Here is a 16,397-nt window from a genome sequence, read left to right on the forward strand (position 1 = left end):
ACGACGGACTTCTCACACCCGCCCGCACGAGGGGACTCGCGATGGATGTGCCGGTCTGGTTGTGGGTGGCGTTCGCCGTCACCGTCGTGGTGTCGCTGGCGGTGGACCTTCTGGCGCACCGCGAGGCGCATGTCATCGGCTTCAAGGAGGCCGCCGCCTGGAGCGCGGTGTGGGTCGGCCTCGCTCTCGTCTTCGGCGGGGTGGTCTTCCTGGTCCTCGGTACGACTCCGGGGGTGGAGTACACCACCGCGTGGCTGCTGGAGAAGAGCCTGTCGGTCGACAACCTCTTCGTCTTCGCGCTGATCTTCGCCTACTTCAGGGTCCCGCGCGAATACCAGCACCGCGTGCTGTTCTTCGGCGTCATGGGAGCGCTGATCTTCCGCGGTGTCTTCCTGACCGCCGGAGTAGCCGTGGTCAGCCGGTTCACCGCGGTCCTGTTCGCCTTCGCGGCCGTCCTCTTCTACAGCACCTACAAGATCCTCAAGGAGGAGGAGGACAGTTTCGACCCCGGCAAGAGCTTTGCCGTGCGGCTGCTGCGCAAGGTCATGCCCGTGCGGGACGAGTACGCCGGGATGAAGTTCTTCGTCAAGGAGGCCGGCAAACGGGTCGCCACGCCGCTCCTCGCCGTGGTCGCCGCCATCGAGGCAGCCGACCTGATCTTCGCCGTGGACAGTGTGCCCGCCGTCCTCGCGATCAGCGACGACGCCTTCATCGTCTACACGAGCAACGCCTTCGCCATCCTCGGCCTGCGCGCCCTGTACTTTCTGCTCGCAGGTCTGCTGGACCGGTTCCACTACCTCAGCACGGGACTGGCGCTGATCCTCTCCTTCATCGCCGTGAAGCTGATCCTCCAGGCATCCCACGAACTGTTCAGCAGCAGCATCCCGGAGATCCCGTCGCTGGTGAGTCTGGCCGTCATCGTCGTGGTCCTGGCCGGGTCCGTCGCGCTGAGCATCCGGTACCCACGCCCCATCGCCGAGATCGAGCCCTCCCCGGCCTCCCGGGAACATGACCACCCACCGGGAAGCTGATCTGCCGACGGTGTCGTCAGTCCGCCCGCGGCCTGTGGAAGCGGCCAGGAGACCGTCCGGGCGTGCCGGTGAGCCGGCCCGCCGTGTCGTGGACCGCCACGAGTGCCGCCCGGCGCCGGCGCAGCAGGTCGATCGCGCCGGCGACCGCGGCGTCCTCGGTCAGCCCGGGTACGGGCGGCCCGGCGCGGGCGTGTCACCATCCTCCCGGCCGAGTACGGCTGGCGCGGCTCGGTCACGACCCGGCCGCCTTGCCTGCCGGCACCCCACAGCGCCGTACGGCCCGGCGGTTACGAAGTCGCCTCCTCGCCCCGTCTCCGCTCGGGCTGCGGCCCGCGTTCGGAAGCGGAGCATTCCGGGTTGTGGCACGGGCCCGTCTTCCACACGGGTACGAACATCCCCATGGTCTTGTGCCGCCTGACCTCCACGTTCACGGGACTGCCGCACGCGGGGCACGCGCGGGTGGCCCCCTGTCGTGCCGTCGAACGCCTGTCAGCATCCATACCTGAAGAATAGGCACTCTTCGCCGGCAATTGGCGTTCAGTGTGCCCATCACGCACTGGACTCACGGCGGCAAGGCGCCCGGCCCGGCACGCACCGCACCGCACTTTCCGGTGGCCGGGCGCGAGAGCCCGGCTGCCGCGATGTTCCACGGACTCCAGCGGCCCTGCCCGCGGCCGTGACCCAGCCTTCGCCGCTGCCCTTGCGCCACCGCGGGACGCCTTCGGTGACGGAGACGGAGCAGAGAAGACCGGGGCAACCGCCCGGTCGTGCGGCGAGCCGAGGACACCGGCTGTTTTGGAGACGGGCCGGTCGCGCGCCGGACCGGCCCGGCCCACGCACGACCGGGCGAGGAGTGGGCACGGTGGTGGCCCGCGGTGTCCGCGGTGTCCGCGCGGTCCGGGCGCCCGAGAACTTCCGGATCCCGGCAGTGACGGCGGATCACGTGCGGTGGCAGACTCCGCGCCGGGAAGTACGGGAAGAGGAGCGGGACGTGACGGTTTTCCTGTGGTGCTGGATCGGCCTGTTCACGGCGGTACTGCTGCCGCTCGGCATCGCCATGCTCCGCGGCTGGGCGCCGAAGAGGGCGCGCGCACGCTGGTCCTCGCCGCGAATCCGGGTGCAGGGGGTCTCCGCGCTCGTGCTGTACGTGGGTGGCCTGGTGCCGGCGGTGGCCGAGTTGGCCGGAGTGTCCCCCGAGGCCCTGGACCTCCTGCGGTCCGCGACCACACCGCACCTGCTGTTCCTGAGCCTGGGCCTGCAGGGTGGCGCGGCCCTCTCCGACCGGTTCGCGCGGCGGACCGGGCCGTGACCCCGGCACATCTCCGGTCGCCCGGTCCCAGGTCGTCGGCGGAGGCCGCGAGCCCGGCACCGGCCGGACGCGGAGGGGGTGCGGGTCGTCCAGCGGGTGGGGTGAGCCCGGTTGTGCCGGCAGGGCGGCCGGGGAGAGGCTGAGCCTCTCTCCCCGACCGCCCTGGGAAGGACGGGTGGACTTCTTCGATGTGCGGTTTTGCGGTTCTGCGGGATTGCGGGTTCTGCGGTTCCGCGGGATCGCGGGCGGCAGATGCCCGCACACGTTGGTCAGTTACAGAAGTTGAGGATGGGGAGGAGGCCGTTGCCGCACTGGAACTCGTCCCCGTCCCCGCCGCCGTAAGCCGGGGCGGCCTGGGCCGTGACATGTGTGGCGGGCGTCGCGGCCACCGCTGACGTGGCGGTTGCCACCCCCGCGGCACAAGCGATGCCGACGGCGGCACTCACCGCCAGTGCTCGGGAGATCCGGGAAACTGCCTTCTTGGAGCGAGGTGTGGTGTTCATGCACTCACCATGCAGACCCTCGCGACCTGTTGCTTGCTGAGCGCATCCGACAGGGTGACCCTCCGCGGGCACGGCTCCGGAGTCGCTTCCCGGGCTACGCCGGCCTCGGGCGCGACCATGCGAAGCACACTGCTCGGAAGCCCCCGGCACTCATGACCGAGTCCGGCCAACTGGTGAACCCTGCGGGCTGGTTGGCGCGGTGACGGGCGGCCATGGAGACAGGCGGCGCGAGAGCGGCCCGCCCTGATCACCTGACAGACGTCCCGCCCGTCCGCGTCGTCGGAGAGCGCCTGCTACCCGCACGACCTGTTCCACGCGGGCCAGTGCCGGTCACCGGGGTCATGCCTCCCGCTGCGCGTCGATCTCGGCGATCAGGGCCTCGATGCGGGTCTCGATCTCGTCGCGGATCGGGCGGACGGCCTCGACGCCCTTGCCCGCGGGGTCTTCCAGGGCCCAGTCGAGGTACTTCTTGCCAGGGAAGATGGGGCAGGCGTCGCCGCAGCCCATGGTGATGACGTAGTCGGACGCCTGGACGGCCTCGGTGGTCAGGATCTTCGGCTGGGCCGCCGAGATGTCGATGCCGACCTCCTTCATGGCCTCCACCGCGGCGGGGTTGACCTGGTCTCCGGGAACGGAGCCGGCGGAGCGGACCTCGATCCGGTCGCCCGCGAGGTGGGAGAGGAATCCGGCGGCCATCTGCGAGCGTCCGGCGTTGTGGACGCAGACGAACAGTACGGAGGCGAGCGGGCTGGACGGCATTGGTTCTTCCTTCGTAAGTGAGCCGGGAGCTTTGTGCAGGGGGTGGTTCAGGTGCTCGGCAGAGAGGCGAGCAGGTCGGTGATGTGGGCGTCGAGCTCGTCGCGGATGCCGCGTACGACGGCGATCGGGGCGCCCTCGGGGTCGGTGACCGGCCAGTCCAGGTAACGGCGGCCCGGCAGCACGGGGCAGGCGTCGCCGCAGCCCATCGTGATGACGATGTCGGCGGCCTGAACGACCTCTTGGGTCAGCGGCTTCGGGAAGGCGTCCGTCAGATCGACCCCGGCCTCGGTCAGGACCTGGGCGACCAACGGCTCGACCTCGGCGGCAGGGTGGGTGCCGGCGGAGGAGACGACTACGTGGCCGCCCGCGCGGTGGGCGAGGAGGGCGGCCGCCATCTGGGAACGGCCGGCGTTGTGGCTGCACACGAACAGCACGCGGGGCAGGCCGACACCCGGTGCGCCCTCGATGTGGGTGAGGGCGTCCAGGCGCTCGGTGGCCAGGTGCTCGGCCAGGACCACCAGGTGAGTGCGGACCCTGGCGTGCTCGGCGAGCCGCTCGTAGGAGTCGATGACCAGGCGGTGGATCGTCTCGGCGGAGAAGCGCCCGCGGTAGCGCAGGGCAAGGCGGGCGATGCCGGACGCCAGGCGGTCGTCGGGCAGTACGGGTGGCGGGGATGCGGTCATGGGAACCCCTTCGGGGCATGGGTCCCCACGGATGTGGGGATTCGGGTCCCAAAGATCAGCTCAGACTGGTATCAGCTCGGAGTGGTGTGAGAGTATCAGCCCATGCTGACGTCAGTCGACACTGATCTGTTGCGGGTGCTGGCCGACCCGCTCCGCCTCCAGATCGTCACCCTGCTGGCCAGGGAAACGCTCTGCACCACACACCTGATCGAGGAGACGGGGGCCCGACAGACCAACCTCTCCAACCATCTGAAGGTGCTGCGCGAAGCCGGGGTCGTGGAGACGGAGCCATGCGGCCGGTTCACCTACTACCGGCTCAAGCCCGACGTCCTCACCTCACTGGCCGGGCAGTTCGCCGACCTGGCGGAGACCGCGCGTGCCACCGCCGAGAACAACGTCAAGCGGTCCTGCCCCTGATTCCACGGCGCCCGTTCGCCGCACGTCGTCATCCCGCACGCACCGAGGAGCCCTGTTGACCGCCGTCGAGGCCACCGAGTACGACAGAGCCGGGGAGGCCGCCACCCCCGCCGCCGAGCCGCAGCAAGCTTCGGGCGCCACCCCCGCCGCCGAGCCGCAGCAAGCCCCGGGCGCCACCCCGCCCCAGACCCCTCCGCTGATCGCCAAGGCTGCCGCCGAACTGGTCGGCACGGCGGCGCTGGTGGCGGTCGTGGTCGGCTCCGGCATCCAAGCCACCGGCCTGACGAAGGACGTCGGCCTTCAGCTGCTGGCAAACTCCACGGCCACCGTCTTCGGCCTCGGTGTGCTGATCCTGCTGTTCGGCCCGGTGTCCGGCGCGCACTTCAACCCCGCCGTCACACTCGCCGGGTGGTTCACCGCCCGACGCGGCGGCGCCGGTGTCACTTTGCGCGAGGCCGCCGCCTACATCCCGGCCCAGATCGCCGGGGCCGTCGCAGGTGCCGTCCTGGCCGACGCGATGTTCGGCGAGCCGCTGGTCAAGTGGTCCACGCATGACCGCTCTGCGGGACATCTGCTGCTCGGCGAGGTCGTGGCGACGGCCGGGCTGGTCTTGCTGATCTTCGGCCTGGCGCGCACCGACCGGCTGCGTTTCGCACCCGTAGCGGTCGCCTCATACATCGGCGCCGCCTACTGGTTCACCTCATCCACATCCTTCGCCAACCCGGCGGTGACCGTCGGCCGGGCCTTCACCGACACGTTCGCAGGCGTCGCACCCAGCTCGGTCGCGCCCTTCATCGGCATGCAACTCGTCGGTGCCGCGGTCGGCCTGGCGCTGGTTTCGGCCATCTTCGGCCCCGGCCGCACGGTGCAGGAGCAGCCGCGGCCGGCGAGCTAGACAGCCAGGCACTGCCCGGCCGTCCCCGCCTCACGCCCGTCGGTGCTCGGCTCAGCCGAGAGTGCCGAGCATCCGCCCCATCGCGGCGACCACCGACGGCTCCACCCGGTAGTACACCCAGGTGCCACGCCGCTCGGAAGTCAGCAGCCCGGCTTCTCTCAGCTTCTTCAAGTGGTGGGAGACGGTCGGCTGCGAGACGCCGACGTCGGAGATGTCGCACACGCACGCCTCGCCACCCGCGTGTGAGGCGACCAGTGAGAACAGACGCAACCGCACCGGATCGCCGAGCGCCTTGAACATTCGCGCGGTCCTCTCCGCCTCGTCGGCGGTCAGCGCGCGCTCGGTGAGAGGCGGGCAGCACGGCACCACGACGTCAGAGCCCGCCGGCTCCAGTAGTGACAGCCCGTTCGTATTCGACATACGTCTATGTTGACATACGTCGAACCAAGTGGGCGAGGGCTGGACCGGCCCCCGGCCGCGACACGGATGGATGCCGCCGCGCCGCGCCTCACCCTCCCGGATTCGACATACGTCTATGTTGACGCTTGTCGAATCAGGTGCCATCCTGGCCCGTAAGACATCGACAAACGTCGAAGCAAAGGGGAATGCCGTGATCGCGCCCACCACCGGCCAACTGCCCGTCGTGGTCATCGGAGCCGGCCCCGTCGGCCTGGCCGCCGCTGCCCGCCTCGTCGAGCGCGGCCTGCAACCGCTGGTCCTGGAAGCCGGGCCCAGCGCCGGCACCGCCGTCCGCGACTGGGCCCACGTTCGCCTGTTCTCCCCCTGGGCCGAGGTCACCGACCCCGCCGCCGAGAAACTGCTCGCACCGACCGGCTGGGTCCGCCCCGACGGCACCACCGTTCCCACCGGGGGCGACTGGGCCACGGAATACCTGCAGCCCCTCGCCGACATCCTCGGCGGCAGGGTCCGCTACGGCGCCACAGTCACCGGCGTCGCCCGCGCGGGCCGTGACCGTGTCGTCGACTCCGGCCGCGACGAGCAGCCCTTCACCGTCCACATCCAGCTTGCCGACGGCCAGGAGCAGCGCATCGCCGCCCGCGCCGTCATCGACGCCTCCGGCACCTGGTCCGTCCCCGGCCCGATGGGCGCGGACGGTCTTCCCGCCCTCGGCGAAAAGGCGGCGCGCGACCGCGTCTCCTACCGCGTCCCCGACCTCGGCGACCCGGCTGTCCGTGCCCGGTACGCGGGCAAGCGCACCGCCGTGATCGGCTCGGGCGCTTCCGCCTTCACGGCCCTCGCCCACCTCGCCGACCTCGCGAAGGAGGAGAACAGCACGCACACGGTGTGGATTCTGCGCCGCGGTATCGGCGAGAACACCTACGGCGGCGGTGAAGCCGACCAGCTTCCGGCCCGCGGCGCCCTGGGCCTGCGCGCCAAGGCCGCCGTCGAGGCAGGCCACGCCAGCTCTGCCACGGGCTTTCGCACCGAGGCCGTCGAGCGGGACGCCGACGGACGTCTGATCCTGGTCGCCGAGGACGGGCGCCGCCTCGACCCGGTCGACGAAGTCATCGTCCTCACCGGCTTCCGCCCCGACCTCACCTTCCTCTCCGAGATCCGCCTCGGCCTCGACGAACGCCTCCAGGCCCCGACGGCGCTCGCGCCGCTCATCGACCCCAACGTCCACTCCTGCGGCACCGTCCACCCCCACGGCGTGGGTGAGCTCGCCCACCCCGAGTTGGAGTTCTAGGGGGGGGTTGGCGTATAACCCGCCGACGCGCCCCCCGGGGGGGCCGCTTCGCGGGTATCTCCTCCAACCGCCTGGGAGCTGTTCTTGCAGGGTGAACGAGGATCAGATACTCGCGGTCTGTCACTGTGGGTAGTTGCTTCTGCTTCCAGGATCTTCTCGGCCGTCTTGCCAGGGAACACCTTCTATCCGCAGGCCACAGGCGGCGCGTGCTGCTGGGCCTCGGGGTACTGGTCCCGCGTCGTCGAGTGTTTGCGTACAACTATGCGGGGGGTGGCGACAGGGGGTGCTGTCGCTCTGGAGTCCGGGCGACGAGCGTCTCTTCCCGATCGGTGGTCGTTATAGCGACCGATCGGCCGTCTTGCCAGTCCTCGGGGGTGACCAGTACGCTCCGTGGCTGTGACGAGTACGAGCGTGACGGCCCAGGTCGGCGGCAAGATCCGCCGTGCCAGGTTGGCCCGGGGCCTGTCCTTGAACGAACTTTCCAGGCTGGCTTCTGTGGCGAAAGCAACGCTGGCCCAGCTGGAACGCGGGCAGGGCAACCCGACGCTGGAGACGCTGACGTCTCTGGCGACGCACCTTGGTATCCCGCTGCCGGAGCTGTTCTCGGCAGACAGTGCTCCGCAGCCTCACGTGACCCGGGCCGACCAGGGCATGGTGGTGCGGGATGACGGCCTTGTGCTGCGACTCGTCCACAGCGCGACCGGGGAACGTGCCCTGTACGAGATATTCGACCTGCGTCTGGCCGAGGGCACGTACGAGTCGGACTCGCACGGTGAAGGTGTGCTGGAGCACCTCATCGTCCATGACGGAGAAATGCTGGTCGGCCCGCATGACAGGCAGGTACATCTCCGCCCGGGTGACTTCATCTCGTTCACCGCGAACTGCCCCCATTCCTACGAGAGTCTGCACGGTGAGACCCGTGCGACCCTCGTCGTCTTCTACCCCGCACAAGTACCCGACCGCCGCTGACCTTCTTGGCCCCGCCGTCGGGAAGCAACCTGGAGCACCTGTGACGTCAGCCCTGGAACGTGTCCGCACAGCCCTGACCCTGTATGGCCACCCCGGTGGCATTACCGAACTGCCCAGCCCGGCGCCCACCGCGGCTGCCGCCGCCGAGCAGCTGGCCTGCCCGGTCGGCGCCATCGCCAACAGCCTCATCTTCGAAGCTGACGGCACACCGCTGCTCATCGTGGCCAGCGGCGGCCACCGTGTGGACCTGAAGAAGGCAGCAGCCCACGTCGGTGTGCGCAAGGTACGGCGTGCAACCCCGGAGTTCGTCTTGGAGGCGACGGGGCAGGAGGTGGGAGGGGTGGCTCCCATCGGCCATCCCGCGCCGCTGCGGACCCTGGTGGACACCGCGCTGGCCGACTATCCGCAAGTGTGGGCCGGCGCTGGGCTGCCGCACACCATGTTCCGCACCACCTTCGAAGACCTGGTCGCCCTGACGGGAGGTGAGGCCGCTGCCATAGGAGTCTGACCGGCCTGTCGTCACTGCTCGCACTCGTCACACCGGACCCTTTCCGCCTTGTGAGAGCAGGAGACGTCATGAGTACCCAGCAGGACCTTGTGCTGTTCGTCAACGCGAACGACACCTCACGCCACACCTCAAGTGCCAACACGTCGATCTATCCGAACTTAGGGTTACTCACCCTGATGAGTGCCCTCCGTGACAAGCTCGGCGCCGATGACACTCAGCTCGGATATCTCGACGGCGTCGTCTACAGCAACGAGACGATCGAGGAGTTCATCGACGCCCATGCACACCGCTTACACGCGGTGTGCTTCAGCGTGCTGACCGCCAACTACGGCGCCTCCATAGCCATGGCCCAGCGCGTGAAGCGGCTGAATCCGAACGCGCTGGTAATCCTCGGCAACGACCACTTCTCCGCCCTGTACGAGCGGATCATGCGGCGGCAGTCCGACGTCGATTTCGGGTTCTACGGCAACGATGTCGTCACCGGATTCGCCGACTTCGTTGCCGACTCCCTGCGCGGGCGCATCAAGACCCCTGACGCCTATCCGGGGCTCGTCCATCGGGCAACGGACGGCACGGTGGCCAAAGTGCCGGAGGACGCGGGCGAGTACGCCACATTACCGCTGGTCGACTACTCGCTCGCGGACAGTGTCCTGCCGCACCAGGATCTCTACCTGCAGGGACAGCAGTCCGTGTACTTCTTCATGCGCGACCGGGAGTTGCGCAGCCAGGTGGTCGACATCGGCCGGGGCTGCGTCAAGTTCGCAGGACCGCGGTTGGACGGAGTCCCCCTCAACGCCTGTGACTTCTGCGGCATCATCCCCGGGTCGAAGGAGATCGTCCTGCCCGAGGTCGACAAGGCGTGGGCCATCCTGGAGAACGCCTACCGCCAGGGCTACAACTACTTCTACGTGACCGCGGACGAACTGCCGCTCACCATGTGGCGGCTGTTGCGCGGCATGGCGGCCAACCAGCCGGAGTGGTTCCGTCAGCTGCCGGAGTCGCAGCGGCCGGGCATGTTCGGGTACGCCAGGGCAGAGGCATTCGCCACCGTCCCCGACCGGATCGACGAGCTGGTGAACGTCCTGGGACTCGACCATTTCTTCATCGGCTTCGACGGACTCTCCGACATCTCGCTGCGGGTGATGAACAAGCAGCCGTTGGGCGGGCGAGGCCGCCGCGATCTGCCCATGGCACACAACCTGCAAGCCCTCTCAGGAGTGGTGGACCGGGGCGGCATGATCACCGCGGGGCTCGTCGTGACCCATCTGGGGATCACCCCGCAGATCATGGCCGAGAACCACGCGAAGCTCACCGAGATCGTCGACAACCACCCCAAGACGTTCGCCGCGCTCGACTTCGGGCCGCTGTGTCCGATCCCGGGCTCCCAGTCGTTCAGGTACCTCACCCACCCGGAGTTCGCCGAGCAGCGCGCCGCCGAGCACGGGCTGCGGGTCGACCGGGATTTCCTGGAGTCCCGCAAGGACTTCTACCGCTCCAGCGACGACTTCGACATGGACGAGATGATCGCGGACTTCGTCCGAGGCTGCTGCCCTGACATCACCATGGACCTGGTCCACGAATACCTGGCGGCCATGGAGGATCTCGCCAATCGCCACGGCATCGTCATCGGCGGCGGCGTGTGAAGCCTGCTGCTGCCCGCCGCCGCATCCCAGCGGCGGGCCGCCCCTCCTCCAACGCAGCCGGCGCCGCGACCGAGGCCCGGCGCCGCGCCGAGGCGCAGGGTGCGGCTTTGATGATCCTGGCCTCGCTGGTCATCGGGGCATCGTTCGTCGCCAGCAGCCTGCTGACCCACTTCCCGGTATGGGGCGGCCAGGCCATCCGCTTCACAGCCGCAGCCCTGGTGCTCAGTGCCCTGTGCGGACGCCGCTGGCGTCTCGTGCAGACATGGTCGGCAGGGGTGTGGCTGCGCGTCGCCGGGCTGGCCGTCACCGGCATGCTCGGGTACAACGCCGCCATCATCACCGCCGAGCGCACCGCCGAGCCCGCAGTCCCGGGCGCCATCGTCGGCTGTGCCCCGTTGGCTGTCGCCCTGCTGTTGCCGCTGATGCAGGCACGTTCCCCCGCTGCCCGGGGTCTTGTCGCCGCCGGGCTCGTCGTGCTGGGGACGTATGTCGTCCAGGGCTTCGGACGCACGGACGGCAGCGGACTGGGCTGGTCCGCCGTCGCGCTGGCCTGCGAAGTCGCCTTCACGCTCCTTGCAGCATCCACCCTCACGCTCACCGGCCCTCTGCTGGCCTCCGCGTGCGCATCGGGCATGGCCGGGCTGATGGCAGGCGCCACCGCCTTCGCGGTGGAAGGCACCTCCTGGCTGCGGATCCCGCACACATCGGAGGCGGCGGCACTGGCCTGGCAGGCCGTCGCCGCCACCGCCATCGGGTTCCTGTGCTGGTGCCGGGGCATCGACCAACTCGGCACCGAGCGTTCAGCACTCTTCCTTGGCCTCATCCCCCTGTCCGCCGCGGCAACCGCCCCCCTGGTCGGCACCGGACAACTCAGCGTCGCGCAACTCATCGGCTGCCTGCTGGTCGCCGGAGGCGTTGCCCTCGGCATGAGTCGCACGGCGGGATCGCGTGATGCTGCGTCGCACGAGGGACCGGGCTGACAGGCCGAGTCAGTCCGTGCCCGTTCCGGGCGCCGGGTGGGCAGCAACTGCCCCTGCCCGGCGCCCGATCACAGCCGATCCTCCATGAGCGTCAGAGGCCATCCGCAGGAAGGCGAAGCGCGCTGTCGTACGGGCCGGGCGGGATGTGGAGGGTGGCGGTGTCGTAGTCCCCGAAGCGAAGCACGTTGTCCCTGCGGTGCGGGCTGAGCGCGGCGATGTCGTCACCGCTCAGCTCCCGGCCTTGTGCGGCCATCTGGCGCAGCGTGTCGGTCATGTCGACGGTGGTGGAGAAGATGATGCTGTTGGCCATCAGGTCGAGGAACTTGACGGCCTTCTCCTGGAGTTCGGGATCGCGGGAGCGCAGGTAGCCGGTCCCCGCCGAAGTGCAGCCACTTCGTGTACCCGTTGTATGCCTCGGCCTTGTTCGTCGCCCTGGTGATCTGTTCCCGCAGCTGCGGGTCCGACAGGTAGCGGAGTAGAACGATCGTCCGGACGGCGCGGCCGACTTCGCGGAAGACCCGGTAGATCTGGTTCTTGCGGGAGTGGTTGTTCATGCGCCGCAGGAGGGTGACGGAGGACACGGTGCCTTCCCGTACCGACAGGCCGACCTGTATGAGGTCCTTCCAGCCGTTCTCGATGAGCTGCCAGTCGATGCAGGTACGCGGATCAGCGGAGAACAGCGCGTCGATATGCCGGTAGCGCACCTGGGGATCGGGGCGGTGGAACGTGAGGTCCTGGAAGTTGCGTATCCGCGGCAGCAGGTCGATGCCGAGCAGGTGGGCGAGCCCGAAGACCGGGAAGGACTGGCCCTGGGTGTCGGCGTGTACGGTGTCCGGCCTGACCTCCGACTCGTTCGCAAGGAGTGCGTCGATGAGGTAGACGGCTTCCCACACCCCGCAGGGGATGAACCGGGAGAAGAGCGCGACGTAGGTGTCGGAAACGAGGTGGTGGGCGATACCGCCGTAGCCGCCGTAGCGGATCGAGGTCTCGGCGAGAAGGTTGTCGATGACGGTGTCCATCATGGTGCCGTCCACCGCCGCCACCGACCCATCCCCCCACGCCGCCGTCAGATCCAGGCTGGCATGGGCGTTGACCACGTCAGCTCCGCACCGGTTGAGGACTGGAATGGTGAAGTGGCGCTTCGCGATCGCGCCGATTTCGTGCGCCGTCACGCTGCCCCGCATGTGGCGCACCGCCTGGGCAGGGCCGAGCCCGGAACCGTAGACGAACGCGGTGGTCACGTAGCGCGGCAGGGGTTCCTTCAGCTTCGGCTCGCTGCCCGAGCGCGGGCCGGGCCGTTTCCACCAGTCCGTCCAGTGCGCCGCCCGCGCCATATGTTCCAGGACGCTGCGGGCGGGAAGCCGCTCGGAGAGAGCTTCTTCCAGCTTCTCCGCGGAGGCGGTGCGCTCGCCTGCTCTGCGTACGGCAAGGGAGGGGACGCCGGTGACAGGGTCGATGGTGAGGTCCTTGTTGTCCGGATACCCGGCGTCCACGGTCTCGGCGATCGTGGTGAGCCGCTCGCGCAGCCGTGCGGTGAACTCGCTCGCGGTGGCCGGGAAGCCGGCCTGCTCGCAGAAGCCCGCGAGCTTGGGTTCGCACTGCTCCCAGGGCAGGAGCATGCGGGTCCAGTCACCGTAGGCCTCGGCGCCGATCACGGCGACGTCACCGCAGCGCAGTTCCTCCACGAGACAGGCGAACACCATTGCCTCGAAATGGCGGCGGACCAGCATCCCCGGCTGTTCACGGGAGTAGACGGTCTTCAGCCACATCTTCGGCGCGAACGACAGGTCCAGCCGTACCGACTCCCCGCTCTCGTCCTTGCGGGTGGGATGCGTGTCCGCCACGAGGGGCCGGGTGAGGTGCTGGTGAGCGAGGACGTGGTCCAGCGCATCCAGCACGCTGCGGTCGGTCGAGGTCGCGGTGAACGACAGACGGCGGGCGATCTTGAACATGGTCGGCCGGTCCGGCTTGAAGAAGCGCTCCACCAGCGCCGTGTAGTTGCTGCCCCGGTAGGCGTCCAGGGCCTCCAGGTCCGCCAGCTGGGCCTCGAACCCGCCCGCCGCCTCGATCGCAGCCCGGGCGTTCTTCAGCGCCAGCAGGTCATCCAGCGACGCCTCCCCCTCCCACGCGCCGGGAGCGGCCTCGCCGCTGCCGCGCAGGGCGGTCAGCACGTCCCGGAAGGTGGTCAGGAGCTGCTCGGTGGTCTCCTTCTGCCGCTTCTCGATCTCAAGCAGCTCTTCCTGGGCCCGCTTGAGGTGCCGGGACATGCGCTTGGAGAGCATCACCACGGTCTCGTCCCGCACCGCCGCCTGCACCTGCGCCAGCAGGCACACGGTCATCGCGGTGCGGCGGGGCTCGGCGATGTCCTTCATCTCGCCCACCGACAACACCCTCGCCTGCTCGGCCAGCGCGGCCACCTTCGCCGACGGTGTCTTCCCCACCCAGAAGACGGCATCCCCCAGCCCGTCTACCCTCTCCATCCGCTCCGCATGCGCCCTAAACCGCGACCACGTCGCCCGCCGGGCGGGCTGCTTGATCCACGCGAACAGGCTCTGGTACTCGCCCTCGACGACCTCCAGCATGCCCGCGACCCGCTCCCGCGCCCCGTCACTCATGCGCGCGACAATCGCCTCGCACTGCGAGGCTTCCACCTCCGAGCGGATACGGGAAGCCATCCGGTCCAAGGTGGAAAACGCCGGCAGCTCCAGCCGCTCCTTCTGCCGGACCAGCTCCTCCAGCGCCACGTTCACCAGGTCCGCGGTATGCGCCTTCACCGGCGCCGCCACCCGCATCGCCGCCTCCGCGACCGCGCGGGCCTCGCCCGGCCTGTGCTTCAGCTCCAGGCGCTCACGTACGGCGGAACGGTACCGCTCCTCACTCCGCTCGGAGTCCGCCTCTGGCACCGTCCCCGCAGCGAGCCCCGCCTGATCGCGCACGTGAACCACGACCACCTCGGGTATCTCCCCGAGCTTGGGGACACGACCCAGCCGTGCTGCGGACTTCAGCATCACCAGCAACGCCAAGACCCGGCCCGGGCGGTCATGCGTACGTTCACGTGCCCACTCCACATCCTCCGCCGACGGCGTGAAGTACTCCCGCAACTCCCGTTCCGAGATAAGCCTCTTGAACCTCGGATACGCCGTCCGCTCCAGCGACGCCACACCAACCGCCCCACGCCCGACCGACTGACAGCGGCCACCATAAACAGCGACGATCTCGGTAGCGGGGCCAGGGCCAGATCACGGAGCGTACGCGCACTCACCGTATTTGATCGTCACGCTCTGCTATGAAGTGGCGGCTATTACGCGTATCTCCTCCGCCCACCTACCTGGTCGGCATGAAGTCCTACGGCCGCGCCCCCACGTTCCTGGCGATGACCGGCTACGAGCAGGTCCGCTCCGTCGCCGCCGCCCTCGCAGGCGACCGCGAAGCCGCCGAGCGCGTCGAACTGACACTCCCCGAGACCGGGGTGTGCGGCGGCGCCGGCCTGTTCGACGACCCCGACGCCGCCCAGAACGGCGAGGGGAGCGGATGCTGCGCGCCCCCGCCCACTCTCCAGACCGGACTCGGCGCGCCGGCCCATTCCGGTGGCTGCTGAACCCGCACCCACACCAGGAGGTCCGCCCCTCCCGCCCGCAGTGTGCGCTCCGCGTCCCCGATCCCGATGCCTCCACCGCCTTCCGCCGCAAGCGGTTCGGCACCGAGCCCGCCAAACTCTGCGACGCCACGCCGACTTCGCCAACGCAGATCCCCCGACCGAGCCCGTCCTCATCGAAGGCACCCCGGACGAGGCGACCTGCACGGACCGCCTCGGCGTGGAGGCCGAGGCGACCGAGGCCGTCCGCACTGCCACCACCCGCCTCGCCGAAGCCGGCCTCGCCACCGACGCGGAGAACGACACCACCTGCTGTGGTGCGCCGCAGCACCGACCAGATGCCTTCGACCGGGTTGAGGTTCCAGGTGCGGGTGGGTCGGCGGCGTCACCGGGAATCCGGCCTCGTCCTCGGAGACGGGCCGGGCCCCGCGCGCGGCCACGCTGTGACACGGGGCGCGAAGACCGGTGGGCGGAGCGCGTGCACGGGCGGGCACTGTGCGGGGCGGGGCCCGGCGGGGGTCCGGTTGGGGAACGCCTTCGCGCGTGCAGGGCTTGGGTGAAGCCGCTTTACGCCGCAAGGCCGATGGTCAGGGCATGGGCGGCAGTCGTGGCAGCGCCGAGTTCCGCTTCATCCGCAGCGTCGACGACGCCGTGCACCGGTCCTACGCCGCGGTGGTGGCCCGCCTGGACCGCCCGGCACTTCGACGGACGCAGTCCGCAGAACGGTCTGCCACGGGTTGAGAAGGGCTCGGGGCAGCGGACGGCCGTCCTGCCGGCACGTTTCCTCGTGGTCAGCCGGCACCGGGAACGGAATTGTCGGGCGCTTCATGCCCGGCCCGGCGGCGGTACTCGGCGTTGATGCGCTGAGCTTCCTCGAGCTGGTCCTCAAGGATGACGATGCGGCAGGCGGCCTCGATCGGAGTGCCCCTGTCGACGAGCTCGCGGGCGCGCGCCGCGATCCGGAGTTGGTAGCGGGAGTACCTGCGGTGTCCGCCCTCCGAGCGCAGTGGCGTGATCAGGCGAGCCTCACCGATGGCTCGGAGGAAGGCCGGGGTGGTGCCGAGCATCTCGGCGGCCCGCCCCATCGTGTATGCGGGGTAGTCGTCGTCGTCCAGACGATCACTGAGGGGGATTTCTGCTGTCATGTCACCTCGTTGTGCAACGCGTCGAGGGGCCCTGGTGCCGTACGGCACCAGGGCCCCGAAGGAAATTCAACACCATCTGTCGGCCCTCATGCTGTGCCGACCTTCTGTTTTCCGCTACCAGCCCTTCAGAGGGGGGTGCGGGGATCGCGGCTGCGTGACCGGAGACCACCTTCCAATCCGGGGTCTTGCGGTACCCGGGGCGAGTGCTTCTCGGACCGGGCGATCCTGATGGCGTCTGCTCCTCCGTCCTTT

General features: G+C 69.5%; 16 protein-coding genes and 3 pseudogenes. 11 read left to right on the forward strand and 8 right to left on the reverse strand.

What is annotated here, in order from left to right; genetic code table 11:
- The first annotated feature begins 41 nt into the window (after nucleotides 1-41).
- The gene (locus tag ACGF8A_RS02740; protein ID WP_393103491.1) at nucleotides 42-1,031 is read left to right on the forward strand and encodes a TerC family protein; all 990 of its coding nucleotides are present in this window, start codon (nucleotides 42-44) and stop codon (nucleotides 1,029-1,031) included.
- 645 nt (nucleotides 1,032-1,676) lie between these two features.
- Here the strand turns inward: ACGF8A_RS02740 and rph are convergent.
- A pseudogene (gene rph / locus ACGF8A_RS02745) lies at nucleotides 1,677-1,778 on the reverse strand (ribonuclease PH); the annotation flags it as partial.
- Nucleotides 1,779-2,022: 244 nt separating this feature from the next.
- On the opposite strand from rph, the gene ACGF8A_RS02750 reads away from it, so the two are divergent.
- Nucleotides 2,023-2,340 (forward strand): hypothetical protein, encoded by a 318-nt coding sequence (locus tag ACGF8A_RS02750; protein ID WP_393103493.1) that lies wholly within the window; start codon nucleotides 2,023-2,025, stop codon nucleotides 2,338-2,340.
- Nucleotides 2,341-2,609: 269 nt separating this feature from the next.
- On the opposite strand, the gene ACGF8A_RS02755 is transcribed toward ACGF8A_RS02750, so the two are convergent.
- The 3 genes from ACGF8A_RS02755 to ACGF8A_RS02765 form a co-directional block, all read right to left on the reverse strand.
- Complete coding sequence (locus ACGF8A_RS02755; RefSeq protein WP_393103495.1) at nucleotides 2,610-2,843, reverse strand: hypothetical protein; 234 nt, start codon at nucleotides 2,841-2,843, stop codon at nucleotides 2,610-2,612.
- Nucleotides 2,844-3,182: 339 nt separating this feature from the next.
- Nucleotides 3,183-3,602, reverse strand: coding sequence for an arsenate reductase ArsC (locus tag ACGF8A_RS02760; protein WP_393103497.1), 420 nt, complete (start codon nucleotides 3,600-3,602; stop codon nucleotides 3,183-3,185).
- A 47-nt stretch (nucleotides 3,603-3,649) separates the two neighbouring features.
- Nucleotides 3,650-4,285, reverse strand: a complete 636-nt coding sequence (locus ACGF8A_RS02765) for a low molecular weight phosphatase family protein (RefSeq protein ID WP_393103499.1) — start codon at nucleotides 4,283-4,285, stop codon at nucleotides 3,650-3,652.
- A gap of 102 nt (nucleotides 4,286-4,387) precedes the next feature.
- Here ACGF8A_RS02765 and ACGF8A_RS02770 point away from each other — a divergent pair, with 102 nt between their 5' ends.
- The gene (locus ACGF8A_RS02770; protein ID WP_393103501.1) at nucleotides 4,388-4,702 is read left to right on the forward strand and encodes an ArsR/SmtB family transcription factor; all 315 of its coding nucleotides are present in this window, start codon (nucleotides 4,388-4,390) and stop codon (nucleotides 4,700-4,702) included.
- A 55-nt stretch (nucleotides 4,703-4,757) separates the two neighbouring features.
- The gene (locus ACGF8A_RS02775) at nucleotides 4,758-5,597 is read left to right on the forward strand and encodes an aquaporin (protein WP_393103503.1); all 840 of its coding nucleotides are present in this window, start codon (nucleotides 4,758-4,760) and stop codon (nucleotides 5,595-5,597) included.
- 51 nt (nucleotides 5,598-5,648) lie between these two features.
- Here the strand turns inward: ACGF8A_RS02775 and ACGF8A_RS02780 are convergent, their stop codons facing one another.
- Nucleotides 5,649-6,017 (reverse strand): ArsR/SmtB family transcription factor, encoded by a 369-nt coding sequence (locus tag ACGF8A_RS02780; RefSeq protein ID WP_393103505.1) that lies wholly within the window; start codon nucleotides 6,015-6,017, stop codon nucleotides 5,649-5,651.
- A gap of 190 nt (nucleotides 6,018-6,207) precedes the next feature.
- On the opposite strand from ACGF8A_RS02780, the pseudogene ACGF8A_RS02785 reads away from it, so the two are divergent.
- The 5 genes and pseudogenes from ACGF8A_RS02785 to ACGF8A_RS02805 form a co-directional block, all read left to right on the forward strand.
- Nucleotides 6,208-7,293, forward strand: a pseudogene (locus ACGF8A_RS02785) (FAD-dependent oxidoreductase); the annotation flags it as partial.
- Nucleotides 7,294-7,716: 423 nt separating this feature from the next.
- Nucleotides 7,717-8,274 (forward strand): helix-turn-helix domain-containing protein, encoded by a 558-nt coding sequence (locus ACGF8A_RS02790; RefSeq protein ID WP_393103507.1) that lies wholly within the window; start codon nucleotides 7,717-7,719, stop codon nucleotides 8,272-8,274.
- A 40-nt stretch (nucleotides 8,275-8,314) separates the two neighbouring features.
- Nucleotides 8,315-8,782, forward strand: a complete 468-nt coding sequence (locus tag ACGF8A_RS02795; RefSeq protein WP_393103509.1) for a YbaK/EbsC family protein — start codon at nucleotides 8,315-8,317, stop codon at nucleotides 8,780-8,782.
- A gap of 68 nt (nucleotides 8,783-8,850) precedes the next feature.
- A complete protein-coding gene (locus ACGF8A_RS02800; RefSeq protein ID WP_393103511.1) occupies nucleotides 8,851-10,425 on the forward strand; it encodes a cobalamin-dependent protein in 1,575 nt (524 codons plus the stop codon).
- On the forward strand, nucleotides 10,422-11,405 hold the full coding sequence (locus tag ACGF8A_RS02805) for a DMT family transporter (RefSeq protein WP_393103513.1): 984 nt from the start codon (nucleotides 10,422-10,424) through the stop codon (nucleotides 11,403-11,405). Before ACGF8A_RS02800 ends, ACGF8A_RS02805 begins: the two co-directional genes overlap by 4 nt.
- Nucleotides 11,406-11,496: 91 nt before the next feature.
- On the opposite strand, the gene ACGF8A_RS02810 is transcribed toward ACGF8A_RS02805, so the two are convergent.
- Both ACGF8A_RS02810 and ACGF8A_RS02815 read right to left on the reverse strand, forming a co-directional pair.
- On the reverse strand, nucleotides 11,497-11,715 hold the full coding sequence (locus tag ACGF8A_RS02810; RefSeq protein WP_393103515.1) for a Tn3 family transposase: 219 nt from the start codon (nucleotides 11,713-11,715) through the stop codon (nucleotides 11,497-11,499).
- On the reverse strand, nucleotides 11,627-14,566 hold the full coding sequence (locus tag ACGF8A_RS02815; RefSeq protein ID WP_393103517.1) for a Tn3 family transposase: 2,940 nt from the start codon (nucleotides 14,564-14,566) through the stop codon (nucleotides 11,627-11,629). Before ACGF8A_RS02815 ends, ACGF8A_RS02810 begins: the two co-directional genes overlap by 89 nt.
- Before the next feature lie 164 nt (nucleotides 14,567-14,730).
- Here ACGF8A_RS02815 and ACGF8A_RS02820 point away from each other — a divergent pair.
- Nucleotides 14,731-15,003 (forward strand): annotated as a pseudogene (locus tag ACGF8A_RS02820) (flavoprotein); the annotation flags it as partial.
- A 591-nt stretch (nucleotides 15,004-15,594) separates the two neighbouring features.
- Nucleotides 15,595-15,741, forward strand: coding sequence for a hypothetical protein (locus ACGF8A_RS02825; RefSeq protein WP_393103519.1), 147 nt, complete (start codon nucleotides 15,595-15,597; stop codon nucleotides 15,739-15,741).
- Between the two features lie 50 nt (nucleotides 15,742-15,791).
- On the opposite strand, the gene ACGF8A_RS02830 is transcribed toward ACGF8A_RS02825, so the two are convergent.
- Entirely contained in the window at nucleotides 15,792-16,145 is a 354-nt protein-coding gene (locus ACGF8A_RS02830; protein WP_393103521.1) for a MerR family transcriptional regulator, read from the reverse strand.
- Between the last annotated feature and the right edge of the window lie 252 nt (nucleotides 16,146-16,397).

This window comes from Streptomyces sp. NPDC047706, assembly GCF_043204795.1.
In the GTDB taxonomy this organism is placed as follows: Bacteria; Actinomycetota; Actinomycetes; order Streptomycetales; family Streptomycetaceae; genus Streptomyces.

Excerpts from the sequence above, each read along its gene's own strand:
- ACGF8A_RS02825 (WP_393103519.1), top strand. The coding sequence starts at position 15,595 with ATGGGCGGCAGTCGTGGCAGCGCCGAGTTCCGCTTCATCCGCAGCGTC.
- ACGF8A_RS02755 (WP_393103495.1), bottom strand. The coding sequence starts at position 2,843 with ATGAACACCACACCTCGCTCCAAGAAGGCAGTTTCCCGGATCTCCCGA.
- ACGF8A_RS02760 (WP_393103497.1), bottom strand. The coding sequence starts at position 3,602 with ATGCCGTCCAGCCCGCTCGCCTCCGTACTGTTCGTCTGCGTCCACAAC.
- ACGF8A_RS02810 (WP_393103515.1), bottom strand. The coding sequence starts at position 11,715 with ATGGCCAACAGCATCATCTTCTCCACCACCGTCGACATGACCGACACG.
- ACGF8A_RS02800 (WP_393103511.1), top strand. The coding sequence starts at position 8,851 with ATGAGTACCCAGCAGGACCTTGTGCTGTTCGTCAACGCGAACGACACC.
- ACGF8A_RS02830 (WP_393103521.1), bottom strand. The coding sequence starts at position 16,145 with ATGACAGCAGAAATCCCCCTCAGTGATCGTCTGGACGACGACGACTAC.
- ACGF8A_RS02770 (WP_393103501.1), top strand. The coding sequence starts at position 4,388 with ATGCTGACGTCAGTCGACACTGATCTGTTGCGGGTGCTGGCCGACCCG.
- ACGF8A_RS02765 (WP_393103499.1), bottom strand. The coding sequence starts at position 4,285 with ATGACCGCATCCCCGCCACCCGTACTGCCCGACGACCGCCTGGCGTCC.
- ACGF8A_RS02780 (WP_393103505.1), bottom strand. The coding sequence starts at position 6,017 with ATGTCGAATACGAACGGGCTGTCACTACTGGAGCCGGCGGGCTCTGAC.
- ACGF8A_RS02740 (WP_393103491.1), top strand. The coding sequence starts at position 42 with ATGGATGTGCCGGTCTGGTTGTGGGTGGCGTTCGCCGTCACCGTCGTG.